This window comes from Halolactibacillus alkaliphilus (genome assembly GCF_900115465.1).
In the GTDB taxonomy this organism is placed as follows: Bacteria; Bacillota; Bacilli; order Bacillales; family Amphibacillaceae; genus Halolactibacillus; species Halolactibacillus alkaliphilus.
The window spans coordinates 64,669-90,870 of record NZ_FOWN01000008.1 but is presented as its reverse complement, the minus strand read 5'-3'; the positions used below and the strand labels follow the sequence as shown (position 1 = coordinate 90,870).

Annotated in this window: 27 protein-coding genes, 16 tRNA genes, 2 rRNA genes and 1 pseudogene; 38 read left to right on the top strand and 8 right to left on the bottom strand. The window is 37.5% G+C overall.

Going from position 1 to position 26,202, the window contains the following annotated elements:
* The 21 genes from BM163_RS05405 to BM163_RS05305 all read left to right on the top strand — a co-directional run.
* Window positions 1–286, top strand: a 23S ribosomal RNA gene (locus tag BM163_RS05405); the annotation flags it as partial.
* A 174-nt stretch (window positions 287–460) separates the two neighbouring features.
* Window positions 461–575 (top strand): 5S ribosomal RNA (rrf, locus tag BM163_RS05400).
* 11 nt (window positions 576–586) lie between these two features.
* Window positions 587–661: transfer RNA gene (locus BM163_RS05395), tRNA-Asn, on the top strand.
* 4 nt (window positions 662–665) lie between these two features.
* A tRNA-Ser gene (locus tag BM163_RS05390) sits at window positions 666–758 on the top strand.
* A 16-nt stretch (window positions 759–774) separates the two neighbouring features.
* A tRNA-Glu gene (locus BM163_RS05385) sits at window positions 775–849 on the top strand.
* A 10-nt stretch (window positions 850–859) separates the two neighbouring features.
* Window positions 860–935, top strand: a tRNA-Val gene (locus BM163_RS05380).
* Between the two features lie 19 nt (window positions 936–954).
* Window positions 955–1,031: transfer RNA gene (locus BM163_RS05375), tRNA-Met, on the top strand.
* A gap of 13 nt (window positions 1,032–1,044) precedes the next feature.
* A tRNA-Asp gene (locus BM163_RS05370) sits at window positions 1,045–1,121 on the top strand.
* A gap of 26 nt (window positions 1,122–1,147) precedes the next feature.
* Window positions 1,148–1,223, top strand: a tRNA-Phe gene (locus BM163_RS05365).
* A gap of 7 nt (window positions 1,224–1,230) precedes the next feature.
* Window positions 1,231–1,316: transfer RNA gene (locus BM163_RS05360), tRNA-Tyr, on the top strand.
* Window positions 1,317–1,350: 34 nt separating this feature from the next.
* Window positions 1,351–1,421 (top strand) — tRNA-Trp (locus BM163_RS05355).
* 17 nt (window positions 1,422–1,438) lie between these two features.
* Window positions 1,439–1,514, top strand: a tRNA-His gene (locus tag BM163_RS05350).
* Between the two features lie 33 nt (window positions 1,515–1,547).
* Window positions 1,548–1,622, top strand: a tRNA-Gln gene (locus BM163_RS05345).
* Window positions 1,623–1,627: 5 nt separating this feature from the next.
* Window positions 1,628–1,702 (top strand) — tRNA-Gly (locus tag BM163_RS05340).
* A gap of 21 nt (window positions 1,703–1,723) precedes the next feature.
* Window positions 1,724–1,805 (top strand) — tRNA-Leu (locus tag BM163_RS05335).
* Window positions 1,806–1,809: 4 nt separating this feature from the next.
* Window positions 1,810–1,884 (top strand) — tRNA-Gly (locus BM163_RS05330).
* A gap of 18 nt (window positions 1,885–1,902) precedes the next feature.
* Window positions 1,903–1,976: transfer RNA gene (locus tag BM163_RS05325), tRNA-Cys, on the top strand.
* Between the two features lie 6 nt (window positions 1,977–1,982).
* Window positions 1,983–2,066: transfer RNA gene (locus BM163_RS05320), tRNA-Leu, on the top strand.
* Between the two features lie 193 nt (window positions 2,067–2,259).
* The gene (locus BM163_RS05315) at window positions 2,260–3,732 is read left to right on the top strand and encodes a DASH family cryptochrome (RefSeq protein WP_174787619.1); all 1,473 of its coding nucleotides are present in this window, start codon (window positions 2,260–2,262) and stop codon (window positions 3,730–3,732) included.
* Window positions 3,707–5,230 carry a cryptochrome/photolyase family protein gene (locus BM163_RS05310; protein WP_089800977.1) on the top strand — a complete coding sequence of 508 codons (1,524 nt, stop codon included), beginning with the start codon at window positions 3,707–3,709 and terminating at the stop codon, window positions 5,228–5,230. The genes BM163_RS05315 and BM163_RS05310 overlap by 26 nt, the downstream gene beginning before the upstream one ends.
* A 193-nt stretch (window positions 5,231–5,423) precedes the next feature.
* Window positions 5,424–6,419 (top strand): tetratricopeptide repeat protein, encoded by a 996-nt coding sequence (locus BM163_RS05305; RefSeq protein ID WP_229675510.1) that lies wholly within the window; start codon window positions 5,424–5,426, stop codon window positions 6,417–6,419.
* Window positions 6,420–6,501: 82 nt separating this feature from the next.
* On the opposite strand, the gene BM163_RS05300 is transcribed toward BM163_RS05305, so the two are convergent.
* Together BM163_RS05300 and BM163_RS05295 are read right to left on the bottom strand one after the other, a co-directional pair.
* On the bottom strand, window positions 6,502–6,753 hold the full coding sequence (locus BM163_RS05300; protein ID WP_089800973.1) for a spore coat protein: 252 nt from the start codon (window positions 6,751–6,753) through the stop codon (window positions 6,502–6,504).
* Between the two features lie 16 nt (window positions 6,754–6,769).
* Window positions 6,770–6,955 (bottom strand): hypothetical protein, encoded by a 186-nt coding sequence (locus tag BM163_RS05295; protein ID WP_089800971.1) that lies wholly within the window; start codon window positions 6,953–6,955, stop codon window positions 6,770–6,772.
* A 233-nt stretch (window positions 6,956–7,188) separates the two neighbouring features.
* Here BM163_RS05295 and BM163_RS05290 point away from each other — a divergent pair, with 233 nt between their 5' ends.
* The gene (locus BM163_RS05290; RefSeq protein WP_089800969.1) at window positions 7,189–7,821 is read left to right on the top strand and encodes an ECF transporter S component; all 633 of its coding nucleotides are present in this window, start codon (window positions 7,189–7,191) and stop codon (window positions 7,819–7,821) included.
* 111 nt (window positions 7,822–7,932) lie between these two features.
* Here BM163_RS05290 and BM163_RS05285 read toward each other — a convergent pair whose 3' ends face one another.
* The gene (locus tag BM163_RS05285) at window positions 7,933–8,745 is read right to left on the bottom strand and encodes a Cof-type HAD-IIB family hydrolase (protein WP_089800967.1); all 813 of its coding nucleotides are present in this window, start codon (window positions 8,743–8,745) and stop codon (window positions 7,933–7,935) included.
* Window positions 8,746–8,971: 226 nt separating this feature from the next.
* On the opposite strand from BM163_RS05285, the gene BM163_RS05280 reads away from it, so the two are divergent.
* Window positions 8,972–9,847: a radical SAM/SPASM domain-containing protein gene (locus tag BM163_RS05280; RefSeq protein ID WP_089800965.1), complete on the top strand. Its 876-nt coding sequence runs from the start codon at window positions 8,972–8,974 to the stop codon at window positions 9,845–9,847.
* Between the two features lie 69 nt (window positions 9,848–9,916).
* Window positions 9,917–10,567 (top strand): SDR family oxidoreductase, encoded by a 651-nt coding sequence (locus BM163_RS05275; RefSeq protein ID WP_089800962.1) that lies wholly within the window; start codon window positions 9,917–9,919, stop codon window positions 10,565–10,567.
* Between the two features lie 115 nt (window positions 10,568–10,682).
* On the opposite strand, the gene BM163_RS05270 is transcribed toward BM163_RS05275, so the two are convergent.
* Window positions 10,683–10,925: a hypothetical protein gene (locus tag BM163_RS05270; RefSeq protein WP_089800960.1), complete on the bottom strand. Its 243-nt coding sequence runs from the start codon at window positions 10,923–10,925 to the stop codon at window positions 10,683–10,685.
* A gap of 400 nt (window positions 10,926–11,325) precedes the next feature.
* On the opposite strand from BM163_RS05270, the gene BM163_RS05265 reads away from it, so the two are divergent.
* From BM163_RS05265 to BM163_RS05205, 14 genes are all read left to right on the top strand, one after another.
* Window positions 11,326–11,997 carry a response regulator transcription factor gene (locus tag BM163_RS05265; protein WP_089800958.1) on the top strand — a complete coding sequence of 224 codons (672 nt, stop codon included), beginning with the start codon at window positions 11,326–11,328 and terminating at the stop codon, window positions 11,995–11,997.
* Window positions 11,997–13,316 (top strand): sensor histidine kinase, encoded by a 1,320-nt coding sequence (locus BM163_RS05260; protein WP_089800956.1) that lies wholly within the window; start codon window positions 11,997–11,999, stop codon window positions 13,314–13,316. Before BM163_RS05265 ends, BM163_RS05260 begins: the two co-directional genes overlap by 1 nt.
* Before the next feature lie 68 nt (window positions 13,317–13,384).
* Window positions 13,385–13,537 carry a hypothetical protein gene (locus BM163_RS13760; protein WP_170243664.1) on the top strand — a complete coding sequence of 51 codons (153 nt, stop codon included), beginning with the start codon at window positions 13,385–13,387 and terminating at the stop codon, window positions 13,535–13,537.
* A 2-nt stretch (window positions 13,538–13,539) separates the two neighbouring features.
* The gene (locus tag BM163_RS05255; protein WP_089800987.1) at window positions 13,540–14,220 is read left to right on the top strand and encodes a zinc metallopeptidase; all 681 of its coding nucleotides are present in this window, start codon (window positions 13,540–13,542) and stop codon (window positions 14,218–14,220) included.
* Between the two features lie 193 nt (window positions 14,221–14,413).
* Window positions 14,414–15,082, top strand: a complete 669-nt coding sequence (locus BM163_RS05250; RefSeq protein WP_089800955.1) for a cobalamin B12-binding domain-containing protein — start codon at window positions 14,414–14,416, stop codon at window positions 15,080–15,082.
* 44 nt (window positions 15,083–15,126) lie between these two features.
* On the top strand, window positions 15,127–16,041 hold the full coding sequence (locus BM163_RS05245) for a GGDEF domain-containing protein (RefSeq protein WP_170243663.1): 915 nt from the start codon (window positions 15,127–15,129) through the stop codon (window positions 16,039–16,041).
* A gap of 121 nt (window positions 16,042–16,162) precedes the next feature.
* On the top strand, window positions 16,163–17,257 hold the full coding sequence (locus tag BM163_RS05240; RefSeq protein WP_089800952.1) for an ABC transporter permease: 1,095 nt from the start codon (window positions 16,163–16,165) through the stop codon (window positions 17,255–17,257).
* The gene (locus BM163_RS05235) at window positions 17,257–17,937 is read left to right on the top strand and encodes an ABC transporter ATP-binding protein (RefSeq protein ID WP_089800949.1); all 681 of its coding nucleotides are present in this window, start codon (window positions 17,257–17,259) and stop codon (window positions 17,935–17,937) included. Before BM163_RS05240 ends, BM163_RS05235 begins: the two co-directional genes overlap by 1 nt.
* A 189-nt stretch (window positions 17,938–18,126) precedes the next feature.
* A complete protein-coding gene (gene flaG / locus BM163_RS05230; RefSeq protein ID WP_089800947.1) occupies window positions 18,127–18,501 on the top strand; it encodes a flagellar protein FlaG in 375 nt (124 codons plus the stop codon).
* 14 nt (window positions 18,502–18,515) lie between these two features.
* Window positions 18,516–20,045 (top strand): flagellar hook-associated protein 2, encoded by a 1,530-nt coding sequence (locus BM163_RS05225; protein ID WP_089800945.1) that lies wholly within the window; start codon window positions 18,516–18,518, stop codon window positions 20,043–20,045.
* A gap of 39 nt (window positions 20,046–20,084) precedes the next feature.
* Window positions 20,085–20,480 carry a flagellar export chaperone FliS gene (fliS, locus tag BM163_RS05220; RefSeq protein WP_089800944.1) on the top strand — a complete coding sequence of 132 codons (396 nt, stop codon included), beginning with the start codon at window positions 20,085–20,087 and terminating at the stop codon, window positions 20,478–20,480.
* The gene (locus BM163_RS05215) at window positions 20,480–20,833 is read left to right on the top strand and encodes a flagellar protein FliT (RefSeq protein WP_089800942.1); all 354 of its coding nucleotides are present in this window, start codon (window positions 20,480–20,482) and stop codon (window positions 20,831–20,833) included. The genes fliS and BM163_RS05215 overlap by 1 nt, the downstream gene beginning before the upstream one ends.
* A 202-nt stretch (window positions 20,834–21,035) precedes the next feature.
* The gene (gene hpf, locus BM163_RS05210; RefSeq protein ID WP_089800940.1) at window positions 21,036–21,596 is read left to right on the top strand and encodes a ribosome hibernation-promoting factor, HPF/YfiA family; all 561 of its coding nucleotides are present in this window, start codon (window positions 21,036–21,038) and stop codon (window positions 21,594–21,596) included.
* Window positions 21,597–21,792: 196 nt separating this feature from the next.
* Window positions 21,793–22,401 (top strand): RNA-guided endonuclease TnpB family protein, encoded by a 609-nt coding sequence (locus BM163_RS05205; RefSeq protein ID WP_170243662.1) that lies wholly within the window; start codon window positions 21,793–21,795, stop codon window positions 22,399–22,401.
* Window positions 22,402–22,822: 421 nt separating this feature from the next.
* On the opposite strand, the gene BM163_RS05200 is transcribed toward BM163_RS05205, so the two are convergent.
* From BM163_RS05200 to upp, 4 genes and pseudogenes are all read right to left on the bottom strand, one after another.
* Entirely contained in the window at window positions 22,823–24,001 is a 1,179-nt protein-coding gene (locus BM163_RS05200) for an ROK family protein (RefSeq protein WP_089800936.1), read from the bottom strand.
* Between the two features lie 233 nt (window positions 24,002–24,234).
* Complete coding sequence (locus BM163_RS14000) at window positions 24,235–24,363, bottom strand: hypothetical protein (RefSeq protein ID WP_258390164.1); 129 nt, start codon at window positions 24,361–24,363, stop codon at window positions 24,235–24,237.
* A gap of 154 nt (window positions 24,364–24,517) precedes the next feature.
* A pseudogene (locus BM163_RS14240) lies at window positions 24,518–25,192 on the bottom strand (IS1634 family transposase N-terminal domain-related protein); the annotation flags it as partial.
* A gap of 319 nt (window positions 25,193–25,511) precedes the next feature.
* Window positions 25,512–26,144, bottom strand: coding sequence for a uracil phosphoribosyltransferase (gene upp / locus BM163_RS05190; RefSeq protein ID WP_089800934.1), 633 nt, complete (start codon window positions 26,142–26,144; stop codon window positions 25,512–25,514).
* Window positions 26,145–26,202 lie beyond the last annotated feature (58 nt).

Below are 26,202 nucleotides of genomic sequence, written 5' to 3'. Positions count from 1 at the left end.
CTATCCGTCGTGGGCGTTGGAAGTTTGAGAGGAGCTGTCCTTAGTACGAGAGGACCGGGATGGACATACCGCTGGTGCACCAGTTGTTCCGCCAGGAGCATAGCTGGGTAGCTACGTGTGGAAGGGATAAGTGCTGAAAGCATCTAAGCATGAAGCCCCCCTCAAGATGAGACTTCCCATCTGTAAAGAGTAAGATCCCTCAGAGACGATGAGGTAGATAGGTTCGAGGTGGAAGCATGGTGACATGTGTAGCTGACGAATACTAATCGATCGAGGACTTAACTAAATTTTTGTTTGATGATTGTTTACTTCTTATCTAGTTTTCAGGGTATAATTTTTCGCAAGAAAAATATTATAAAAAAGTCAATTTTTTTATAAAAAAACACTTGATTTTATACTCAGAAATGAATATAATATTACTTGTCCTTGTAAAACGTATCACTTGGATAAAGCAAAAAGATTTAGTGACAATAGCGAAGAGGTCACACCTGTTCCCATGCCGAACACAGCAGTTAAGCTCTTCAGCGCCGATGGTAGTTGGGCTTAAGCCCCGCAAGAGTAGGACGTCGCTAAGCATACTATCCATTCCACAGTAGCTCAGTGGTAGAGCAATCGGCTGTTAACCGATCGGTCGTAGGTTCGAATCCTACCTGTGGAGCCAAAATGGAGAGCTGTCCGAGTGGCCGAAGGAGCACGATTGGAAATCGTGTAGGCGGTGTTAAACCGTCTCGAGGGTTCAAATCCCTCGCTCTCCGCCAGATAACGTTTATTTATGGCCCGTTGGTCAAGCGGTTAAGACACCGCCCTTTCACGGCGGTAACACGGGTTCGAATCCCGTACGGGTCACCATTATAATGTTGGAGGATTAGCTCAGCTGGGAGAGCACCTGCCTTACAAGCAGGGGGTCGCAGGTTCGAGCCCTGCATCCTCCACCATTTCTAAAATTTATATCGTCGCGGGATGGAGCAGTCTGGTAGCTCGTCGGGCTCATAACCCGAAGGTCAGAGGTTCAAATCCTCTTCCCGCAACCAAACAATTTAATATGGTCCGGTAGTTCAGTTGGTTAGAATGCCTGCCTGTCACGCAGGAGGTCGCGGGTTCGAGTCCCGTCCGGACCGCCACTTAATTTCATTAAGTGCCCATAAATGGCTCGGTAGCTCAGTTGGTAGAGCAACGGATTGAAGCTCCGTGTGTCGGCGGTTCGATTCCGTCCCGAGCCACCATTTATTTGGAGGGATAGCGAAGTTGGCCAAACGCGGCGGACTGTAAATCCGCTCCCATCGGGTTCGTAGGTTCGAGTCCTACTCCCTCCACCATTTTTATTTTTAAACATAAATGATTTAATAATATAGGGGTATAGTTTAATGGTAGAACAGAGGTCTCCAAAACCTCCGGTGTGGGTTCAACTCCTACTACCCCTGCTTTTTTTAAAATTGTGGCGGTCGTGGTGAAGTGGTTAACACATCGGATTGTGGTTCCGACATTCGTGGGTTCGATCCCCACCGGTCGCCCCATTTTTTTTATTTAGTGATTTAATTATATATTGTTGGGCTATAGCCAAGCGGTAAGGCAACGGTTTTTGGTTCCGTCATGCGTTGGTTCGAATCCAGCTAGCCCAGCCATTCTTGCGAAAGTAGTTCAGTGGTAGAACACCACCTTGCCAAGGTGGGGGTCGCGGGTTCGAATCCCGTCTTTCGCTCCATTTCCAAATTCCAAAATCCATGCCGGGGTGGTGGAATTGGCAGACACGCTAGACTTAGGATCTAGTGTCTTACGACGTGGGGGTTCAAGTCCCTCCACCCGCACTTCGCGAAAGTAGTTCAGTGGTAGAACACCACCTTGCCAAGGTGGGGGTCGCGGGTTCGAATCCCGTCTTTCGCTCCATTTTTTTATAAGTGTAATGGCGGTATAGCCAAGTGGTAAGGCAGAGGTCTGCAAAACCTTCATCACCGGTTCAAATCCGGTTACCGCCTCCATTTTATGCCGGTGTGGCGGAATTGGCAGACGCGCGGGACTCAAAATCCCGTTCTTTCACGAGAGTGTCGGTTCGACCCCGACCACCGGTATCAATTCCAACAGTTTAGCCTTTATGGCTAAGCTTTTTATTTAATCCAAGGACTTAGTTATGTTGTTACATTAACATAACTAAGTCCTTTTCTTTATTTAATTAATGAAAAAGTCCTTAATTGACGATAAGCTATACAGTCCTTCAGCGATGTATGTATAATATGTATAAGTATACTAGGGAGGATGAAACGAATGAAAGCAGCAGTTGTTTGGTTTCGCAATGATTTACGCGTACATGATCATGAGCCGTTGTTACGAGCTTCTCAATCTGGGTTACCTGTTGTTGGTGTTTACTGTTTTGATCCGCGTTCTTTTCAAACGACTCATTTTGGCTTTCCAAAAACGGGACCACATAGAGAACGGTTTTTAATAGAAAGCATTAAAAATTTACGCGAGAATATGGCGAAGATTGGACTATCATTAATTGTGAAAATTGGTAAACCAGAAGAGGTCATATTTGAATTATCTTGCTCCATTGATATAGAGAAGTTGTATTATCATGAGGAGATTGGAAGCGAAGAGAAAGCAGTGGAAGTCAACCTCAAAAGCCGTTTTCTTTCAACGGCATTCTATTCATACTATGGCCATAATTTATACCACATTGAAGACTTGCCGTTTGAGATTGATGCCTTGCCAGATGTGTTTACTAACTTTCGAAAGATGATTGAAAATAAAGCAAGTGTCCGTCCCATGTTTCCAACACCAAGGGATGTAAAGTCAGTGCCAATAATAAATGATGGCATTATTCCATCTGACAATGTGTTTAATGATACTCAGATACAATCGGACAGGGTGTATCTGGGTGGGGCAAGTGAAGGTAAAAAACGTTTAAAGCATTATTTCTTTGACACAAATCTTATTAGTCTTTATAAAGAGACAAGAAATGGAATGCTTGAAATCGATGACTCTTCAAAGTTATCTCCTTATTTAGCCCATGGTTGTTTATCACCCCGGTTTATTTATTGGCAATTAAAAGAGTATGAAAAAACGCATGTTAAAAACTCGTCAACATATTGGTTGTATTTTGAGTTATTATGGCGTGATTTCTTTTGGCTTGTTCATTTTAAGTTTAAAAATAAACTATTTAATAAGGGCGGCTTATACAATATATCAATCCCCTGGTCAACGAATAAAGAGATGATTGATGCTTGGATTAATGGTCAAACGGGTTATCCTCTCATTGATGCAAATATGCTGGAGTTGAAGACAACAGGCTATATGTCAAATAGAGGGCGCCAAAATGTGGCAAGTTTCTTAACTAAAAACCTTGGGTGTGATTGGCGTTTTGGCGCGGAATGGTTTGAGTCGTGCTTAATTGATTATGATGTTTCGAGTAATTACGGTAATTGGTGCTATAGTGCGGGAGTGGGAAATGATTCACGTGGTTTTCGTGTCTTTAACGTAGCAAAACAAGGAAAAGATTATGATCGAGAAGCTAAATACGCGAAGAAATGGCTACCGGCATTAAAGGAAGTGCCTTCTCAGTATGTCTATGACATTCATAAACTCACAGCACTTGAGTTATTAGAGTATAATGTAAGTCTCGGTTTAGATTATCCGCAACCGATGGTTGATTTATCAGCGTCAGCTCAACGGCAAAGAAAAGATTATGAAAAGGCATTAGATAGGGGGGGAGAAGATGAAGACACTGTGGGTGTTTGGTAATCAACTCTCAATAAATAGTGAGGGTTTTTCAAAGATTGATCGTGAAGAGGATGTGATTCTATTAATAGAAGCGAAATCTCGGGCTCTTTGGAAGAACTATCATAAAAATAAATTGGTGCTCATCTTTTCGGCTATGCGTCATTTTTGTGAGGAACTAAGACATCAAGGATATAGAGTGGACTATCGGCAAGTAGAGTCATTTCAAGAAGGCTGGGATCAACATAAACAGGAGTATCAGCCAAGTGAGGTAATGCTTCATTTACCAACAGATTGGATGATGCGTCAGTTGTTATTAAAATGGAGGAATAAGCAAAAAACAGAAGGACTAACAGTTTCCTTCCTCGAGGAACCATTTTTTCTCGTCAAAGCACATGATTGGACGACGCTCTTACCTGCAAATAAGACTTGGAAGTTGGATTCTGTATACCGCAAACTCAGAAAACAGTTTTTGATTTTAATGGAGAATGAAAAACCAATCGGTGGGAAATGGAGTTATGATAGTGAAAATCGTAAACCGCCAAAGCAAGGCTTAAGTTTTGTAGAACCACTATTTTTCTCTCCTGATGAACAGACAAAAGAGGTCATTGACTATGTTAATAAGGCGTTTTCTGAAAATCCAGGGACAACAGATCAGTTTAATTTACCCGTAACTAGACAAGAAGCGAGTGAAGCTTTAAGTCACTTTATACAAATGCGTTTAGCTACGTTTGGTGATTATCAAGACGCGATGCTTGAAGGTGAACCTTACATGTCCCATTCACTCATTTCTAGTGCATTGAATATTGGGTTACTAACGCCACTTGAAGTCATTCATCAAGCAGAAGAAGCTTTTCATAATGGTTGGGCGTCAATTGCGGCGACAGAGGGATTTATTCGTCAAATATTAGGCTGGCGTGAGTATGTTCGTGGCATCTATTTGCGAGCAATGCCCGAATATAAAGATGTTAATTTCTTTCATCATGAACGTAAACTACCTCAACTATATTGGGACGGGAAGACAAAGATGAATTGTCTCCATCAAACAGTAACTGAAGTAGTAACTTATGGCTATAGTCATCATATTCAACGTTTGATGGTCCTAGGTAACTTTGCTAACTTAGCGCAAGTTAATCCTCAAGATGTATCAAATTGGTTTAACACAATGTATACAGATGCCCATGATTGGGTTGTATTGCCGAATGTTTTAGGAATGGCGCTTTATGCTGATGGTGGTTGTATGTCAACAAAACCATATATTTCGTCGGGACAATATATTAACAAAATGAGTAACTACTGTAAAGGGTGTCATTATGATGTGAAGCAAAGAGTCGGTGAGTGCGCTTGTCCATATAATGCTCTTTACTGGCATTTCTTAATGACGCATGAAGAAGTACTTTCAATAAATCCACGCATGAGAATGATGTATACGTTACTAGATAAGATGTCTTCTGAAGAGAAGCTAAAAATAAGCAATCAAGCCAAAATACATTTAGCATTACTCGACAAAGGACAGTTATAAAACTATTCTTTCACCAGCACATCATGACTAATAATAAAAGTTTCAGCCTCTTAAAACATTAATATCAAAGCGCTAAAGCGCTGGAATGATTCGTAAGTCGTTCTATTTCGTTCATATTCGCTTAACAAGCTCTTATATAATTTAAGATAATTATGAGAGGCGTTTAATAATCAAAGTTATGGGGGGATATTTATTGGAATTAAAACAAGTATTATTAGATAGAGGTTTAGTCGATGTTGCAAAATTGTGGGGTAATCTGCCTTTAAGTACACAATTTGCACGTGATATTCATACCATTTTAAGTTTATGTGAGGAATCAGCGAAGCATTTGTCAGAGGATGTTTATATATTGTATCAACAACTTGTCAAAGTCGAGGTGGTTAATGATGCATATAGAGATATTATTACCCGTGATTTAACCACCATTTTAGCCGGAATTATAAATGATTCAGAACATGAAAGCATCCGCTATATTAGTAAAGAAGAGGGGACTGAAGCCATCTTAAGGTATCAACAAGCGATTGAGAGCAATGCCAGCGCTCAAGTGAAACTCGGTCATTTTTATAAGTCTATAGGCCGTGATTCATGGGCTTTTGATTGGTTTATCTCAGCAGCTAATTTAGGTGATGCAGATGCTATGTATTGGTTAGGGAATGACTATTTTGTAGGAAAGACTGTGATACATGATCTAGAAAAGGCCTATAATTATTACAAGAAAGCAGCTGAAAAAGGGCACGGTGATGCATTAAATAATTATGCAGATATGTATTTGCGAGGGGAACATGTGGATAAAGACGAAGTAAAAGCGTTGCAGTTTTTCAAACAAGCTGCGGCCAAGGGTGTCCCTGAAGCAATGTATACTTTAGGCTATATGTATGAAAACGGTGTTGGGACAAAAATAGATACAGTAAAATCTAGGCAATGGTTTATTGAATCTGCTCATTATGGTGACGACTTTGCGGCTAATCGATTAGGCCATGAAGCCATTGAAACGGGTAATAGCACAGAAGCACTCACTTGGTACCAAGTAGCAGCTGACCGCGGTGATTCTTATGGTGAGTACAATTTGGGTCATTGTTATGAGAACGGCATTGGTACGCAAGTCAACATAAAAAAAGCGAAATATTGGTATAGAAAAGCAGCTGTTAAAGGCGATCAACAGGCGAAAGTAAAGTTAAACTCACTATAACGTGAGTTTAACTCTTACCTTGGCACTGGTAAGGATGTTTGCTATTTAAAAACCACTCCATCTGGTGTGATGGGTAGTACTACTAACTTTGAGTTGTTAAGGTGCTTTTAGTCATCTGTATGATGTCTTCTGGTGCCGAAGCAGCCGGGGTATAATACTGATGTTTTAAGGCGTAATCATAAAGCTGACGTTGTCTTACTTCATCTTGATTTCTTAGTTGAATAATGGTTTGTCTTAACTCAGGATCATGTGTCTCAGTAATCACGGTAGCATAACCAGTTAAACTAGCATTGATCCCAGTTAAATAGTCATTAACGATGTCTTTGTCCTGCATAATGATTTTTATCCCCCTATCCTAAAAAAGTCATTAATTTTTGTTGGGCTTGACTTGCTGCAGCTGCATCACTTTCTAAAAGGGCTTGTAGTTCTGGATCACGACAATTTTCTGCATACGCTTTTAGCTTTGTTGTAATTAGCCCGTGTCCTCCAATTAAATGGCGTAAATGTTCTACTTCTAAAGTTGTCAAGTTGCTCATCTGAGTCCCTCCTTTCTGATGTTAATGTGAGCTATTTTTCAAGAAAACATACATATGGTTAGAATTTTCACTCTAACTGCATGGGTACAGCATCTTAAGGGACTTTTTGAAATTGTTGTAACCAATAAAGTGTTGATTAATTTCAAATTTCGATTAAAATGAATAAAGGATGTCTTAAGACATGTCAAGTGTCAAAGTAGAGTAGACGTCGTATTTTTTGCGAGGTGATAAAAATGAACATAAAACAATTTACGTTAACAGCTATTTTTCTATCTATTATTCTTCTTTTTGCGTTTACACCAATCGGTTTCATTCATTTGGGAATTATTAAAGCAACACTGATTCACATTCCAGTCATTATTGGCTCAATTATTTTAGGGCCGAAAATAGGGGCATTTTTAGGACTTGCCTTTGGGACAACGAGTGTCATAAATAACACACTTGCACCAACGTTACTTTCTTTTGCGTTTTCTCCAGCAATTCCAGTTTTGGGAACTGATAGAGGAAGTTTTATGGCACTGATTGTTGCGATTGTACCAAGAGTGGTGATTGGTATTCTGCCTTACTTTTTCATGAAAGGTTTTAATCAACTCATTACCCGAAACAAAATAAAACAAAAAACCAGTCTCTTTTTAACAGGTCTTGTAACAACGGTTATCCATACGTTTTTAGTAATGGGTGCGATTGCTGTCGTTTTTTATGATGCATACAGTCAAGTCGCTGAGGTAGACTCTCTTAGAGGCGTGATCGTGGCGGTGCTCACCGTATTTTTATCTAACGGTGTTGGCGAGGCGATCGTGGCTGCCTTTATTGTTATGACTGTTGTACCACCTTTACTAAAACTATCAGAGGGACCAAAATTATAAAAAACGTTCCACTCAAAAACAACTCTAAAAAGAGGCATTGAGTGGAACGCTTTTTTGTATGTTTGAAACTTAACGCATAAATATTTTAATTAATATGAGCTTCCCTATTGATTAAGATTCACCAAAAATAAATTTTTGGACAACGTGAGCTACGCCATCTTGCATATTTGTTTTTGTTACATAATCACTGATCGCTTTTATATCATCAGGTGCATTACCCATGGCGACACCAAGGCCAGCAAATTCAATCATGGATTGGTCGTTATAACTATCACCAATGGCGATAACTTCTTCACGCTTAATACCAAGTTGTTTTATAAGATGATCCAAGCTTGTTCCTTTTGTTACGCCTTTTTCAGTGAATTCTAAGAAATAAGGCTTAGAACGCAGCACACTGAACCGTTCAGAAAGCTCTTTTTGCAACTTTTTTTCTAGCGGTTTTAATACTTCTGGATCTTCTACCATCAATATTTTAACCGGACGCTCAGTAACGCTCGCAATAAAGTCTTCCACTTTTGTTATAGGTAGTCCAGTAATATCAGCCTCAATCGTTGTGTAGTCATTATTCTTTTCAGTAATGATGTTATCTCCAACGTACGTATGAATGTAGACATTTTCTCTTATACTTAACTCATATAAAAAAGCAACATCCTCAAAGGTCAGTGTACTTGAGAAGATATCTTCATTTGTTTTACAATTCGTTATGCGCCCACCATTAAAGGAAAGTAAATAACTACCATAGTCACTTAAATGTAATTCGTCTCCTAAGTCACGCATCGCATAAGTAGGACGTCCAGAAGCCAGGACCACTTTGACACCTTGGTCTTGTGCCTTAAACAGTGTCTCTTTTGTGATAGGTGAAATCGTATGGTCATCTCTTAATAGCGTGTCATCTAAATCGAGTACAATCATTTTATATGTCATTGTTTTTTTCGTCGCTACATTAAGCGACAGTCCCCCTTTTAACTTGATACTGTATATTTTACTAGAAGACGTCACGCAATGATAGGCTATACAACAAAAAAACAGACCATCACTTAAGTATGAAGGTGGTGTATAATTGTACTCAAGCTTTTCATTAAGAATAGAGTTGTCAGATGAGAGCAGAAAGATAGTTTTTAGTTAAAATGATAAATGAGGATGACTGAATATGAAGAGGTTTAAAAAGTTCTATTTAGAAATAACGAGTGTATGCAATTTAGCCTGTACGTTCTGCCCTGAAACCTTAAGACCAAAAGCTTTTATATCAATCAATCAATTTAAGGAACGGCTTAAAGAAATCAAACCATATACTGATTATTTAAATTTTCATGTTAAAGGTGAACCACTCCTTCACCCCAAATTAGCAGAACTTTTAAGTATTAGTCATATGAATGGTTTTAAGGTCAACATTACCACTAATGGGACACTTATAAGTAAGAAGAAGTCCCAACTATTGAATCAACCAGCACTTAGACAAATCAATTTTTCGTTGCATAGTTTCGAAGGACAACCATTTAAAATTGATGGCGATCGTTATTTAGAGGATATATTAGCTTTTGTAAAGGAATTAAAGCAGACACAAGAAACGTTTGTATCTTTTCGTTTGTGGAATTTGCAAAAGCATGAAGAAACATCTGAACTTCAAGCACAAAACATTAAAATCCTTCAACGTTTAGAAGAAGCATTCCATATTGAAGAGCCGCTTATTGATCGTATATCACCAACAAAAGGGATTAAATTAAGCGAAGGTATCTATTTGAATCAAGACTATCAGTTCACTTGGCCTTCTTTAGATGAACCAGAGGATGATGGTGTCGGTTTTTGCCATGGATTACGTAATCAAGTAGGTATTTTAACAGATGGTACAGTGATCCCTTGTTGTTTAGACGGAGAAGGCGTGATAAATTTAGGTAACGTTGATGAGATGTCTTTTAAAGATATTATCACAAGTCAACGGAGTACCGCTATTGTTGAAGGCTTCTCTAAGCGAATCGCGGTCGAAGAGCTATGTAAAAAGTGTGGCTATCGAAAGCGATTCGGATAAAAATGTTTTGGTTGTCTTTTCTAAGGTAATAGTAACTAAGTGAAGATTACTTTTTGAGAGGATGATTGGATGAAAGTATTAGTCATAGGAGCCAATGGTCAAGTTGGTCAATATGTCGTCAATCAGTTACATGAAACACCTGGTGTATCTGTTAGAGCGATGGTAAGAAAAGAGGAACAACAATCAGCGCTATTAAAGCGAGGGATTGATGCTGTTTGTGTGGATTTGGAAGAGGAAGTTACGAGCATGACACATGCATATAAAGATATTGATGCTGTCATCTTTACAGCAGGCTCGGGCCCAAATACAGGCGCGGATAAAACAATGACCATTGATTTAGATGGTGCTATTAAAACAATTGAAGCAGCCAAACAACAAGGTGTTAAGCGCTATGTCATGGTTAGTTCCTTTGATACGACGCGTGCCGCTATTCAGGCGGCACCTGAGAATTTCAAGCCTTATGTAGTAGCTAAACACTATGCAGATGATTGGTTAAGAAGAAGCGGTTTAGATTACACAATTATTCACCCAGGTAGACTTACAAATGAACCAGCGCAAGGCAAAGTAACAATAAAGGAAACGATCGAAATTGGGAACATTCCCCGGGCGGATGTTGCCTCAGTGCTGGTGGAAACTGTTCAAAATGACCGTTTGATTGGTCGAGAATTTCAGGTGATTAGCGGGGACGATACTGTCATGAAAGGATTAAAGAACCTCTAACGTTATAAGTTTAATGATTCTCCATTACAGAGCTCCTTAATAGGAATGAATAAAAGCATGCGCTAAGTCACTTAGCGCATGCTTTTTAACGGTTGTATATTTAAAAGAAAAAGGTTTAACAACACACTTCTTCATCGTTCATATCTACGAGCGGTGTTTCATAGTCCCCAGCTTTAATTTGTTCGATAAGCGGTGTAACGTATGCTTGAATATGTTCCGTTTGTTTACTTAAGTCAGATAAGTTGAAATAAATAAACCCTTCTTTATGGTCAAGACAAGCAACAGCAATATCATCTTCAATTTTTTTTGTGGTTACAATGCGACAAGATTTTCCCTTTGGCGCTAATTTAGTTCCCAAAAGAAATACCCCCCTAATTTTTAGTCGTTATTAGTGTAGCATAATTATTTGTTTATGTGCAGACTATAGTGAAAAAAGCTTTATACTTTCTTTATATGACACCCATTCATTTTTGCGATAGTTACATTTTCTATTGATGATAAGTGACAGGTTGATCATCTATCCGCTATACTAGTGTATGAAAATAGTTAAAGCATCAGACCATTAAATTTACAGACAAGGTGTACATCTTCTATTACGGCATTAATTGTCTGCACCTTCCCTGTTTTATCGTCTTAGAGCGAGAAGACACCTTCCTCAAGTGCGTCAGCACTAGGTAGGGGTAGTTCAATTAAGTTTAAGTAAGTTTTTAAGATGGATTCATGATTGACTAAGTACTCACGAATAGGAGCGAACCTAAATGATTAATATATTAGTGGTGGATGATGATCAATATATTCGAGAATTAATCAAACTATATTTAGATAAAGAAGGATTCTCTGTTTTAGAGGCAAGCGATGGGCAAGAAGCGATTCAACAACTAGAAAATGAACGAATTGACCTCGCGGTCATTGATGTGATGATGCCAAAAGTGACAGGAATTGAACTTGTAGAATCGATTCGTTTATTTAGTGATATGCCTATCCTACTTGTCACAGCTAAAGGTGAGTCACAAGATAAGGTGATTGGCTTTGAAGCAGGAAGTGATGATTATTTAGTAAAACCGTTTGATCCAATTGAGTTAGTTTTGCGTGTCAAAGTGCTGTTAAAACGTCACCATATTTTACATGATAAGAAAATTGATTTCTCAGGTGTGATCATTGATTTGGAACAATTAACTGTTTCGATGGATGGAATCACCATCCATCTAAAAAAGAAAGAAATGGAGCTATTATTTACCTTAGCTGAAGAAAAAGAGCGTATTCTCACAAGACAACAATTGTTAGATAAAATTTGGGGCTATGATTATGAAGGAGATGAACGCACGGTCGATGTCCATATCAAGCGGTTAAGAGAGAAACTAAAAGAGCTTAAGCCCATTCATATCGTGACCATTAGGGGACTGGGTTATCAATTAAAGGGTGAGTGTTGATGCGAGAACATTTGTATTGGAAATTTGTGCTTACCTTTTTAATTGGCGTCTTAGGAAGTTTAATTTTATCTTATTATATTACAACCAGAATAGCAGGGGATGAAACGGATTATTATGAAGAAATAGAGCGAGTGATAGAAGGGATTACCCAAGTGTATGATTTAGTAGCTGAGGAAGAAAAAGAAAAAATTATTCCTATCCTTAAGGATTTAGGGCTCGATGTTGATACGTTAGCTACCCATGAATTAAGTGATACGTTAAGTTCAGAAGAAGTGAGGCAATTTCTTAATCAAATGGCAGGCGAAGTATATATTGATGGCCAATCCACTAGCCTAAGTCGTTCTATCTATCTTGCGCTAGATGACGCACAAGGAAAATACTTACGGGTCAATATTGATTTAACGGATGATTTGAATGATCGACGTGCATTGATGATAAGAACGTTACTTTTTGTCCTTGGATTAGGTAGCTTGTTTATTATGTTTGCTTCTCGTTTTTTAGTCGGAAGTATAAGGAAACTTACATTTGCTGCTAGAGAAGTGACGCGCGGTAATTTTGATGTGGACTTAAAAACAGAGCGAGAAGATGAGATTGGTCAATTGATGCATTCTTTTGAAGAGATGATACAGACGTTAAAAAATACAGAAGAGGTGAGGAAGATGTTTGTGTCGAATGTTTCACATGAGATCCAATCGCCACTTACCTCAATCAAAGGCTACACGAAAGCAATTCAGGACGGGATTATTGATTCAAAGGCTCAAAGTAAATATTTAGAAATCATTTACCAAGAGGCAGATCGTCTATCAAGATTATCGGAAAACTTATTAAAGCTGGCCAATTTAGATAATGATCAATTTGCATTAACCAGGGAACCTTACCGTATTGACGAACAAATACGTTCGGTTGTGTTAACAACGGCGCCGCTTTGGCAAGCAAAAAACTTAGTTATTAATGTTGATTTAGAACCGTTAAGTCTAGACCTAGACAAAGATCTGATGGAACTCGTTTGGATTAATTTGATCACAAATGCGATTAAATTCACTGATCCTGGCGGATATATTGATATTAGTTACTATCTTGAACACGATAAACGGGTCATTCGCATTCGCGACACTGGCTGTGGCATTCCGGAGGAAAAATTACCTTATATTTTTGATCGCTTTTATAAAGTGGACGATGCCAGAACTGGAAAAACCTCAGGTAGTGGGCTCGGATTAGCCATTGTTAAGCGTATTATTTTATTGCATGGCGCGGATATTCATGTGGTTAGTGATACAAATCAAGGAACCACGTTCTTTGTGCGCTTAAAAAAATATTAATAGTTCATATTCAGTTCACATTGATGCAGTATACTATCCTTAGTAATCAATGAAAGGATGTATTGAAGATGTGTGATGACACGTTGCAACAAACACAGTTCATTCGAGGTTTTACGATTCAACCATCTAAATTAGATGGCTTAGTTTATCAATTAAAACAACTCGGTGTCAAAGCGGAGATTGTAACATTTAAAAATAAAGAAAAAGGACGTGACAACTAATGTTGTTTTTTCATCCCATGGATTTTTTGATTTTCATCGCCTTTGGTATTGCTATGTGGGCGCAAACGCAAGTTAAAGGGAATTTTCATAAGTATAGCCGAGTACAAGCATCGGCACAATTAACAGGTGTTCAAGTAGCACGTCGTATATTAGATAAACATGGTCTTTATGATGTCACGATTGAACGGTCTAATCGTGGTGACTTGTCTGACCATTATGACCCTCGTTCTAAAACGGTAAGATTATCTGGACCTGTATATAGCGGTGCATCGATTTCATCACTATCGATTGCGGCTCACGAAGTCGGGCATGCGATTCAACACGCACAAGGATACAGTATGTTGAAGTTTCGTTCTGCATTATTCCCAGCTGCTAATATTGGCTCTCGGATGGCACCTTGGTTACTTCTTTTGGGCTTCTTTACCTTTCCATCATTGATTGGTGTTGGAATTGGTTTATTCTCAGCGGCTGTTTTGTTTCAGCTCGTAACGTTACCTGTTGAATATGATGCGTCACATCGAGCAAAAGTAGAACTTGAACAGCTAGGGTTTATATCACCACAAGAAAAAGTTGGTGTAGGGAAAGTTTTAAATGCCGCTGCGCTTACCTATGTTGCTTCTGCTGCAATAGCGGTCTTGCAGCTACTTAAATTTATCATGATCTTCGGTGGTCGCGATGATTAGTAGTGCCAATGAAAATTTCTAGGTAATTCAGATGATACCCTAGAATTTTTTGTATCTGTCGAAACCTATTGGAAGGTCGTTTTAATTACCACGGAAACGGGAATAGAGTTGAAAGGTGTGACATAAGTACTAATGAGTGTTTATGTTTACATGTCACTTTATGGTTGAAATGACGTAGAAGAAGGTGAAACAGATGCCAACACTGCAAGTAGTAAAAGAGCGGTATACAGATGCGTTGCTTAATGGTTATACTCGAGAGGCATATGATATTGTGAAAAAGGCACTTGAAAATCAGTATTCATTAATTGATATATATACGGTTATTGCCGAGGCAATGTATAGCATCGGGGATTTATGGGAAACGAATGAAATTTCAATTGCACAGGAACACGCGGCAACAGCGATTACGCAATTTGTCTTAACGCAAATTAGTGCAGAATCCATTAAAGATTTTCAAGTAGAGGGGAAAAAAGCTGCCGTCTTTTCAGTTGAATCGAATACACATTACTTAGGTATTCAAATGATAAAAAATTTATTGAATGTCTATCAAATACAGACGTTTGATTTTGGTTCTAATGTGCCTAATAGCGATATACATGAACGAATTGAAACGTTAGGTGTTGATTTAGTGGCATACTCAGTAACAATGCCTGAACATATCGATAAGGCCATTGAATTAAGTGAGACACTACAAATGTTGGACCCTGACACACGTCCAGTTGTTATAGTTGGAGGATATGCTTTTCACCAAGATGAATCACTGCTTGAGCATGTTTATTATGACTATTTCTTTAAAACCATTCATGACTTAAGTCGTTGGTTAGAAAAAGATAAAGAGTTTTTAAAAACGAGAAGCTCTTAACGGGAAAAAAATGGAGAAAAGTTAAAAAACAGGTGGTGATGAGTGTGCAGCATGTGATAAACGCGCGATTTTTGAAAGCAATGAAAGCTGTTGATGTGACAGGGATATATGTTAATAGTACGGGTGAAATACGCCATGTATTTGGTAAAGATATTACCGTGTCAGCTCATCAACTCAGTATTTTTGATAGTGTAGATAGCTATTCAAAAAAACGTTTAAATAATATTCTTTCTGAAGAAAAAGCGAATGGCACAACGGACATTTATTTGAAAGTTGATCAGGAAGAGGATGCGAAAGCCTATTTCTTGAAATATGTAAGAGACGACCAAGGTTGTTGGCTGATTTTTATACCCTATCCTGATCAATACGGTAAAATGGTTGAGAATATGTTAGAGGCGAATTCCGAATTAACCCGTTTATTTGAGGAGAAGCTCAGTTTAGAAATGGAACTAAAACTAAAGGTCAATGAATTAAAGATTGCAAGCATTACGGATCCGTTGACGAAACTCTACAATAGACAATATTTTTATGAATATTTGGAGGAACGAGTATCTGATACTGGCTGGAAAAGTGCAACTCTTGTTATGATTGATTTTAATGACTTTAAAAAGGTGAATGATACATTTGGTCATAAAGCAGGGGACCAGTTATTGACTCAATTTTCATCAATGATCAAACAACATTGTCATATAGGTTTTCGGTTTGGTGGCGATGAATTTGTCATCGTATCCCTGAATAAGACAGAAGAAAATATAAAGGAACGTCTGGAGCGTATTAATAAGCTATTCAAGCAACATACAGAAATTGTTACGCTCTCATATGGTTTAATAACCGTTGACCAACGTGATAAAGAACACTTAGCTGATAAAGCTATGATTGATCAATTGCTTAAAGAAGCAGATAAACGAATGTATCAACATAAAAGGCAAATAAAGCAAGGCGATTTTCATCATCGATAAAATATATGTGGACAAAGCGTACTTGTCCACATATTATTATTCGAATTAATTAAACATAAAGGTTAGTATTGTTTGTAAAAAGATATTGGAAAAAAGTATAAAAAATCAGGGGGAATTTTTAATGTTTCATTTAGCAATAAAGGATATGCGTTTTTCTAAGGTTAAATATGGCTTGATCGCGTTCATTTTGTTTTTAATTGCCTCACTCGTATTAATTGTTAGTGGATTAGCGAGTGGTTTATCTGCTCAGAATATTGCCATGTTGACGGAATCAGAAGCAACATCATTTTTTGTAAGATCAGATAGTGAGAACCAGTTAGACCAGTCAGGTTTTTTAATTGAAGATTTGATAGAAGAAATACCAACAGAGCAAGGTTGGCAGCCATTGGTGACACACCCGGTTCGTTTTATTCATGATGGGTATGTTAACGAAAAGCTTGGTGTAACTATGGTGCCAGTAAATGCTGATACTCTACTCTACCCAGGTACAATTGAAGGTGAGGACTTAATCAATTCTAGTGGCTTAAATATAGTCGTAGATCAAACGATGAAATCAGATGGTGTAGAATTAAATGATACATTATATGATGAAGAAACCGACCTAACCTTTACTGTCATTGGCTTTACGGAGAATCAAACATACCGTCATACACCCGTTGTTTATGTGACAGAAGAAGCCTTTTACGCAGAGGAAATCAGTCCGAACCGTGTGGCAAACGGACTAGTGGTTTTTGAAGACAACACAACCTTACAGGATGACATTAGTAATTTCCTTGATGAGGGTGAATGGGTTGATAAAGCTGAAGTGATTGACGCAGTTCCTGGACATTCATCGGAACAAATGTCGTTAAATATGATGATTTTCTTTTTAATCGTCATCTCGGCTTTTGTTTTAGCGGCCTTTTTCTATATCATTACAATACAAAAACTAAAACAATTTGGTATTTTAAAAGCCATTGGAGCAAAAAATACTTTCCTAGTAGGCACAACCTTAATGCAAGTAGTCATTCTCGCAGTATTTAGTTTGTCTTTATCAGTGTTATTTACCTACTCTATGACATTCATACTTCCTGAAGGTATGCCGTTTGATTTTAATCTCATAACAATTATGATTTATAGTTTACTGATGTTTGCTGTATCTCTATTAGGCGCCTTACTATCAAGTCGACGTATAGTAAAAGTAGACCCTCAACAAGCGATGGGAGGAACGGAATAATGACATTACCATTAGAAGTAAAGAAATTAAGTAAACGTTTTAAAGATGGAGAAAACTATATTGATATTCTCAAGGACATTAGTTTTTCTCTTAATCAAGGTGAATTTGTTGCCATTGTAGGTCCATCAGGCTCAGGGAAAAGTACACTATTATCTATTATTGGTGCGCTTCTCACATCTGATGATGGCGATGTATTAATCAATGGTCATGCGGTTTCAAAATTAAGTGAAAAAGGAAGAAGTGATCTACGGCTGAGTCAAATGGGCTTCATTTTTCAATCCGCAGAACTCCTTCCGTATCTACACGCATTTGATCAACTAGATTTAGTAGCAAAACTTCATCAAGTTGATAAGACTGAACGAAAAAAGCGAGCAAAAGAATTGCTTAGTGATGTAGGTTTAGGCAGTCGAATTAAACATTATCCTCATCAGCTTTCAGGTGGTGAAAAGCAGCGCGTGGCGATAGCGAGAGCGTTTATGAATGACCCAGCATTGATTCTTGCGGATGAACCAACGGCAAGCTTAGATGAAGAGCGGAGTCATGAAATTGTCTCACTTATTAAACAAGAAGTAAAAGCAAAAAACAAGGCAGCGATTATGGTAACCCATGATGAAAGTATGCTTTCTTACTGTGACCGTGTCTTTCGTATGAAAAATCATACACTTATAGAAGATAACTAAGACAAATGGATGAGGGCCTATGCTCTCATCTTTTTGGTTCTTTCAAGAAGATAACTCAAGATGTTAAAGATTTATAAGCGCATGCCGATATAATGGATGAGACACGTTCGTGTAGTTAAATACGTTAAGGATGTTGAAATACCTGCTTACATAACTGAAAAGCAGTAAATAAAAGGAGTTGACATATTAATGGAGCTTGGTCGATTAATAACGAGCCATCCAAGTACTGTTCAACCTAACGAAAATCATCAAACACGTCATGTTGAACAATCATTTGTGATTGAATCAAACACACAACAAGAAACCACCAAACAAAAGCATACTAAAGAGCCTACCCTCGACAGGGCGCAAGTAGAAAGTATGATTGAAGGACTAAATGACTTTTTAGAACCGTTAGAAACAAGTTTGAAGTTTGAGTTGCATGATAAACTAGATCGTTACTACGTAAAAGTAGTTGATAGTAAAACAGATGAGCTTGTGAGAGAAATTCCACCAGAAAAAATGTTGGATATGTATGCTCAAATGTTTGAATTTATGGGCTTTATTGTAGATGAAAAAATTTAAAAGAAGGTGACAATATGCGTATTTCAGGATTCGCATCAGGTATGGATATTGACCAAATGGTCAAAGATTTAATGAGAGCAGAACGTATACCGCTCAATAAAATAGAAGCGAATAAAACAAAGCTTGAGTGGCAAAGAGATGCTTACCGTGATTTTAATGTTAAGTTAAGAGATTTAGATGATGCGTTATTAAATATGCGTCTTCAAAGTAATTTGATGACAAAAAAAGCCGTTACATCTAATAATGCTGTTACAGCGACAGCAAATTCTCGGGCATCAAATGGTAGTTATCGTATAGAAGTGAGCCAACTGGCAACTTCGGCAATTAATGTTAGCCAAGACACATTGACAGCATCTGGAAAAACCAAAATAGATCCTTTACAAACGATAAAATCACAAGTTGAAGCTGACAATGGAAGTCGCTTCAGGGGACTAACATCTTTTGGTACAGAAGAAAAAATTGAATTTACTACGGTGCACAATGGGAAATTAATTAATGAGACTATAATTATTACCGAAGATGATACTTTAGACAGTGTATTAACAAAAATCACTAATAAAGATAATGGAGTGCGAGCTTTTTATGATACTACTCAAGATAAAATAATTCTTGAAAAAGAGAAAGCAGGAAACTATCGGGGTGCTGAAACTGATGCTGAAATTTGGTTTGAAGATGATTCCTTCATGGCCAATTTATTTGGGATGTCTGCAGGAAATGAAACGGGTGGAAAGGACGCAGTTTTTAAATATAATGGCGTTGAGCTCACCTCAAAAACTAATCAAACAACTTTAAATGGTATCACTTTTACGTTTAATAACGTAACGAATGATACGCCAGCTTATGTCAATATTACCGATGATACTGATGGTGCTGTTGATAAGATTGTTAAATTTGTTGAACAGTATAATGCCTTAGTTGATGAAATTACAAGTAAAACGAGAGAAACAGTCTACCGAGACTATAATCCGCTTACTTCAGAAGAAATGAATGAATTAAGTGAACGGGAAGTAGAAATGTGGGAAGAAAAAGCGCGTAGTGGTTTGCTTAAAAATGACCGCATTTTAATGGATGGCTTGTCAGCCATGCGCCAAGCGTGGACCGGTTCTGTTGAGGCCGATGGTAACTTTAAACATTTATCAGCTATTGGTATTACAACATCACGTGATTATATGGATGGTGGTAAACTTGTTATTGATGAGGACAAATTACGTGCGGCACTGCGTGATGATCCAGCATCAGTGAACAAGTTGTTTACAAATAGTAGTACAGGTAGTGATCGTGGTATTTTCAACAAATTAAATGATGCGATAGATCAGACGGTTGATCGTATTAATGACCGAGCTGGCCGGTCGACGAGTCAAAATCATCAATTTGCGATTGGCCGACAAATTTCAAATATGAACACACGTATTGATAATTTTAATCGTCGACTCACTCAAGTTGAAAATCGTTATTGGAGTCAATTTACAGCGATGGAAAAAGCCATGCAAAAAATGAATGAGCAATCAAATTTCTTATACTCACAAATGATGGGACAATATTAAGGTATAAAAGGTAACCAATAGAGAGGATGTCATAGCTATATGATGCAGCAACATCAAGCCTACAAAACAAATGCAGTAAATACGGCAACGCCACAAGAGTTGACGCTTATGTTATATAATGGGTGCCTTAAGTTTATTAAACAGGCCAAAAAAGCAATGGAAGAAAGTAATATTCCTGCTAAGAATACAAATATTCAACGCGCACAGGACATTATAAGTGAGCTTATTATCACTTTAGATCATAATGCGCCAATTGCGAAAGAAATCCTACCGCTATATGAATTTATTAATCGTCGTTTGATTGATGCGAATATTAAAAATGATTCCGCTATTTTAATGGAAGCCTACGATTTGGTGGAAGATTTCAGAAACACGTGGAAAGAAGTAATGAAACAGGCGAAAACTGTACAATATACACAAGGTGTACAAGCCTAATGTCTAAACTTGACCAACTTGAAAAGTTCACACTAGATTTTAAATTCAAGGTTCAAGAGCAAGCAAAGAAAAAAAATCGTGAAGATTTGATTTACTTAGTTAATAAGCATTTAGAAGAGCGCCAGGTGTTGATAAATCAAATATCTGGCCCATATAGTGCGCATGAAAAGCAACAATTAGAGCGTATTCTAAAGACGGATGATGAAATGCAAGCTATACTTGAGAAGGTTTTTGAATCTATTCAAGTACAAATGGTTCAAGTGAAAAAACAGAAAACATCGAACCAACAATATTTAAATCCTTATTCAAATGTGAATGCGAATGACGGATCTTATTGGGATAAAAAGAAATAAAGAAACCCTTGCTGATTCAAAATGAAGAAGCAAGGGTTTCTTTATGGGTTAATTTGGATTATTTTCTTTTGTGATGAAAGTCAGTAAAATGAAGGGTTTCAGAAAGAAAAATAAAAACTTTAAAAAACTTTTACATTTGATGTTTATAAAAATTTCGACAGGGGTATCTATGAAGTATAGATATAGAAAGGAGGACACTTACATGAAATACAACATTCGAGGAGAAAATATTGAGGTGACTGGAGCGATAAAAAGCTACATTGAGAAAAAGGTAAGTAAGTTAGAGCGCTACTTTGAAACGCCTCCAACATCAGATGTGAATGTCAATTTAAGTGTCTATAATGACGAACAAGAGATTGAGGTTACCATCCCAATGCCAAATCTTTTACTTAGAGCAGAGGAAAAGAACACAGATTTATATGCGGCAATTGATTTAGTCGTAGATAAGCTAGAACGTCAGATCCGAAAATACAAAACAAAAATCAATAGAAAAACACGTGCTAAAGGTGCACCTAAACATATCTTTGCTGAGATGGAAAAAGACCTATTAGCTACTGATACTGAAGACTATGATGATGAAGAAGGTGTTGAAATCGTTCGTACGAAACGATTTGATCTTAAACCGATGGATTCAGAGGAAGCAGTTTTACAAATGGACATGTTGGGACACAGCTTTTACGTATTTACTAATGCTGAGTCTGGTGATACTAACGTTGTCTATCGTCGTCATGACGGACGTTATGGTCTGATTGAACCTAGTTAAACAAAAACATAAGCTAAAAAACTTAACGAAACGCCCGGATCCTATTATAGGATTCGGGCGTTGATGTTTCTTTGTTTAAAAGAGTTAGTTTTTTTTTTCGGCCTTCTTTAAAAGACTAACCGTTTAAAAGCGGGCCTTCGTATGTTTGATTTGATCATCGAAGGGGTGTTATTATAACATCGTTTAGACTATATCTTTGTTATTTCAAAAGAATTTAGTACATGCGTTTCATCACCCTTCAGTTACGGTTATCTGTAAACCTAATAATAACTATTATATTTCTGTATTAGTAGAAACTGAAAGCCAAGCTTTACCTAAGACAGAAAAATCAGTTGGCGTAGATTTAGGATTGACGGATTTAGCGATAACCTCTGATGGGGTAAAATACCCTTCTTTGTATTTGCATAAAAAGTATAAGAAGCAACTCCACACATGGGAAAAACGGTTAGCTAGACGGCATATTCAAGCCAAAAAGGATGGTAAAGACCTAAGAAGTGCAAAGAATTATCAAAAAACTAGAATCCAAGTAGCTAAACTGCACCAAAAAGTTAAAGATAACCGTAAAGATTATCTCCATAAGATAACGACCGAGCTAGTAGAAACGTATGATGTGATTTATATTGAAGAGCTGAAAACATCCAATATGATAAAAAATCATAACTTGGCACAAAGCATCGCTTCCCAATCGTGGAGAATGCTCAGAAATATGTTGGCATATAAATGCTTGACGTATGGGAAAGAGCTTGTTGTTGTCAACCCTTATAAGACATCGCAAGTGTGTTTGTCATGTGGGACACAGACTTGAAGTGTAGGTCTAATATCTGTCGATATTTAACCATGAAAAAAACCTCCTGTTTATAATGTCGTACCGTTAGGTACGCAAGCTCATTATACAGAAGATTTTGTCTTTATATATATTAAGTTGGTGTGGCTCAGTTCTCCGCCCTGGATGGCTCTATTTTCCGCTCAAGTGGCTCTATTTGAATGCCGTATTCAGGTACTTTAGTGCCGATGTAGTTCATGCTCCGACCGATCGACGATGACCTTATTTTAAAGCTTACATTTATGCTATCGTAAACAGTTTATAATTTAAGAAAACGAACGAAGGTGTTGATAAGGTATAATTAGTGAGCGATTCTTTGCTCACTAAAAATCGCTTCATCAACACCCTGTCGTAATAAATAGATACAGTCAAGAATGATGGGTTAAGTATTAACGGCTATGAGCTACTCCACCTCTTTGATAGAGAGAAGGAATTTCTCTATAGCAAAGGAAGCCATCCCTTTAATTGTTGATAGATGTTCTGGTGATGTAAAATCAACCGTTACGCGCTTGGAATGGAACCCAATCGCATGCCTAAAAACATAATAATTTATATCCTCTTTAATCCATGGACTTAGCTTGCTTAATTGATTGCCAATCAATATTTGTTCAGGGTTAAATAAATTAACCATTGTTGTAATGCCAATGGCAATATATTGTCCGATTTCTTTAAATAATTGAATCACTTCTTGATGATTAGCTTGAGCTTTTTCAATTAATAAATCTACAGACATTTCTTCATTGCCTGACACCAGACCACGTTTAATGGCTTGTTCTAAGAGGGCTTGTTCTGATGCATAACGTTCAAAGCAACCCGTATTCCCACAACGACAATTGATGCCATCTTTAACTACCGTAATATGGCCCATCTCACCTGCAAATCCATTTAGTCCCGTGTATAAAGTCTTATCAAGCACCATTCCCATACCAATCCCCATACCTATACTCAAGTATAGCATGTGCTCAGGAGGTGTTTTAAAACCAAAACGCATCTCACCGTAAGCGGCGGCATTGGCTTCGTTTTCTACGATAACAGGTACATTAAAGACATCATGTAAGGCGTGTTCTAAGTGAATATTTTTCCAGTTCAAGTTGGGTGCTAATAAAATTTCACCGTTATGGTTAACAACTCCCGGGACGCCGATACCAATCCCAACAAGGCCATAAGGGCTCTTTGGCATAGCTTCTATTAAATTATTAATGACATCAACAATATAGGTAAACACTTTATTGAATTGACGTTCATGTAACTTCATATGCTTTTTAGTTATGATACTTCCAGTTAAATCTGTTAGTGCGGCATCAATATAGCCAACACCTAAATCTAAAGCAATGGTAAATCCAGCTGTTTGATTAAATAACAACATAACCGGTCGTCGACCACCACTTGATGCACCAGGACCAGATTCGGTAACAAAGTGATTGTCAATTAATTCACTAACAAGTGAAGAGACAGTTCCTTTATTTAAACCAGTAACTTGTGCCACTTTCGCACGAGAAATAGGTGTTTCTTCAATAATAGTATTAAGAACTAAAGCTTTATTTTCTTGTTTTACAATGTATTGATTCCATGTACGACTCATGTTAGACACTCACTCTCTATGGGGGGGATTTTATCTACTATAACTTTACCATAACACCGCAGGACATGCATTAACTTTGTCTAACATGTGGACAAACTGATTAATGGTTGATATACTTTCTCGAGTTTGACACTTAATTTAAACAAAACCTCTCTAATCCTTTATTTTTCAAGGGTTTAGAGAGGTTTTTCGTTTTTGAAAAAGTGAGTACTATTTTGCTTTTTGGGATAGCTTTAAATTATTTTTCGTTTTTTAATGGTATTGATTTCATAATCCGTTCGAAAGCCGAATACCCCATGGAATTGATCAATTAAATGGGTTCGCTCATAGAGCGGTATGTAGCCATCTCCTGATGTTTTCATCACATTCATTTCCTTCAAAGTTTTAATGATTTTCTGACAAGAAAATTTATCGTTTTAGAGCGAGAAGACACCTTCCTCAAACATTCGTGAGAATGTTAGGTGGGGGTAGTTCAATACATGTTTTTATCCGCCATCCAGAAGGATCTAGCGCCTATTCTTTGAGATGCTTTTTTCGTTTTTTAATGGACTGGGTGGTGATAAACCCCCGGCTACTTAACGTATTATATAGACGATTGTTTTTAGAAGATAAACCGGCATCTGTACAGACAACAACCTAAGACAATTCAAAATCCTTCAGGATTTTCTTGTCTAACGTTTTGAGAGAGGTTTGTTCATTCTCATTCCCGCCAAATATTGAGAAGGCAAGGGGAAGTCCGGAAGTATCCATGAATAAGCCCATTTTAACAATAGGGTTCGGGTTTAAGATGCGCATGTAAATTAATTTAGATAATATTTCGTTTAGATCATACTAAAATTTATATTTAGATTGAATATCTTGCGTCATTTTAGAGAGGCCAAGTTGATAATAAAGTGACTGTAAAAAGAGATAACCAACGTTGAATGAACGCTGTTTATCAGCATCAATAAGTTTCTCAGCATTTAATTTTATGATGCTTAGTTCTCGTTGACGCTTTTGTTCTTCTGTTAGTTTCATAGCGTACTGACGAGCCCATTCCTCCGAATCAACACCGGGTTGTTTTTCGCGAATTTCTTGTTCGTTTCCTAAGGCTTCTATAACGCGCGTGGTCGATTTGCCATTAATATCTCGAACATTTTCAATGATAGAATAGGAAATAGAATTTTTAGAAATACTCTTTTTAATACGCATAATCAACGCCGCGTTTCAGTATTGGATACCCTTATTATAACGAGGTACTAGATAGTACTCGATAATAAAATTCGAAATTTGACATAAAAAATAAGCCGTATCAAGGCTTAAGAGTGTTTTTAGAGAAATGAAGTGTCAAACTCTCGAATCAATTGTTAGAAAAGTATCTGATTAAGTGAAACACCCACTAACTTTTTTAAAAGCTAGTGGGTGTTTTTTCTCTAGTCACAAAGAAGTGAAAGCGTTATAATGGGTGAGCGCTTATAAATAAACTAGCTAATTTGTAATTTCAGTGATTGATTTTTAAACAATCATCATGTTATTTTGTTCCGAACAATCTATCACCTGCATCGCCAAATCCCGGAGAAATATAACTTTTTTCATTAAGACCTGGATCAATCGCGCAAGTATAGATTGGGACATCAGGGTGTTCAGTATGAATACGATCAATACCTTCTCTGACAGCAACTAAGCATAAAAACTTAATGTGCTTTGCGCCACGTTTTTTCATAGCTGTTATAGCTGCTGCTGCAGAACCACCGGTCGCTAACATTGGATCAACAACAATTAATTCTCTCTCGCCAGCATCTTCTGGGAGTTTCGCATAATATTCTACAGCTTCTAAAGTTTCAGGATCACGATATAGACCGATATGCCCCACCTTAGCTACAGGCATAAGTGATAAAATACCATCTACCATTCCTAAACCTGCACGCATAATAGGTACGATGCCGAGTTTTTTCCCGCTTAAACGTTTGACAGTTGTTTTTGCAACAGGCGTTTGTATGCTAACGTCAGCCAAGGGTAAGTCTAACGTGATTTCATAAGCCATTAATTTTGCAATCTCATTGACTAGCTCGCGAAATTCCTTTGGTCCAGTGTGCTCTTCGCGGATGATACCTAATTTATGCTGAATTAGTGGGTGATCAAAAACATGTACATAATTTTCCATTATAAACAACCTCCTCTATTTGGATATTAATGATACAGAAGGAGATTGTAATAAACAA

Bases quoted from the DNA above. Each gene is read 5' to 3' on its own strand.
- BM163_RS05315 (WP_174787619.1), top strand. From the start codon at position 2,260: ATGAAAGCAGCAGTTGTTTGGTTTCGCAATGATTTACGCGTACATGAT.
- BM163_RS05310 (WP_089800977.1), top strand. From the start codon at position 3,707: ATGAAGACACTGTGGGTGTTTGGTAATCAACTCTCAATAAATAGTGAG.
- BM163_RS05300 (WP_089800973.1), bottom strand. From the start codon at position 6,753: ATGCAGGACAAAGACATCGTTAATGACTATTTAACTGGGATCAATGCT.
- BM163_RS05295 (WP_089800971.1), bottom strand. From the start codon at position 6,955: ATGAGCAACTTGACAACTTTAGAAGTAGAACATTTACGCCATTTAATT.
- BM163_RS05290 (WP_089800969.1), top strand. From the start codon at position 7,189: ATGAACATAAAACAATTTACGTTAACAGCTATTTTTCTATCTATTATT.
- BM163_RS05285 (WP_089800967.1), bottom strand. From the start codon at position 8,745: ATGACATATAAAATGATTGTACTCGATTTAGATGACACGCTATTAAGA.
- BM163_RS05280 (WP_089800965.1), top strand. From the start codon at position 8,972: ATGAAGAGGTTTAAAAAGTTCTATTTAGAAATAACGAGTGTATGCAAT.
- BM163_RS05275 (WP_089800962.1), top strand. From the start codon at position 9,917: ATGAAAGTATTAGTCATAGGAGCCAATGGTCAAGTTGGTCAATATGTC.
- BM163_RS05265 (WP_089800958.1), top strand. From the start codon at position 11,326: ATGATTAATATATTAGTGGTGGATGATGATCAATATATTCGAGAATTA.
- BM163_RS05260 (WP_089800956.1), top strand. From the start codon at position 11,997: ATGCGAGAACATTTGTATTGGAAATTTGTGCTTACCTTTTTAATTGGC.
- BM163_RS13760 (WP_170243664.1), top strand. From the start codon at position 13,385: ATGTGTGATGACACGTTGCAACAAACACAGTTCATTCGAGGTTTTACG.
- BM163_RS05250 (WP_089800955.1), top strand. From the start codon at position 14,414: ATGCCAACACTGCAAGTAGTAAAAGAGCGGTATACAGATGCGTTGCTT.
- BM163_RS05240 (WP_089800952.1), top strand. From the start codon at position 16,163: ATGTTTCATTTAGCAATAAAGGATATGCGTTTTTCTAAGGTTAAATAT.
- BM163_RS05235 (WP_089800949.1), top strand. From the start codon at position 17,257: ATGACATTACCATTAGAAGTAAAGAAATTAAGTAAACGTTTTAAAGAT.
- flaG (WP_089800947.1), top strand. From the start codon at position 18,127: ATGGAGCTTGGTCGATTAATAACGAGCCATCCAAGTACTGTTCAACCT.
- BM163_RS05225 (WP_089800945.1), top strand. From the start codon at position 18,516: ATGCGTATTTCAGGATTCGCATCAGGTATGGATATTGACCAAATGGTC.
- fliS (WP_089800944.1), top strand. From the start codon at position 20,085: ATGATGCAGCAACATCAAGCCTACAAAACAAATGCAGTAAATACGGCA.
- BM163_RS05215 (WP_089800942.1), top strand. From the start codon at position 20,480: ATGTCTAAACTTGACCAACTTGAAAAGTTCACACTAGATTTTAAATTC.
- hpf (WP_089800940.1), top strand. From the start codon at position 21,036: ATGAAATACAACATTCGAGGAGAAAATATTGAGGTGACTGGAGCGATA.
- BM163_RS05200 (WP_089800936.1), bottom strand. From the start codon at position 24,001: ATGAGTCGTACATGGAATCAATACATTGTAAAACAAGAAAATAAAGCT.
- BM163_RS14000 (WP_258390164.1), bottom strand. From the start codon at position 24,363: ATGAAAACATCAGGAGATGGCTACATACCGCTCTATGAGCGAACCCAT.
- upp (WP_089800934.1), bottom strand. From the start codon at position 26,144: ATGGAAAATTATGTACATGTTTTTGATCACCCACTAATTCAGCATAAA.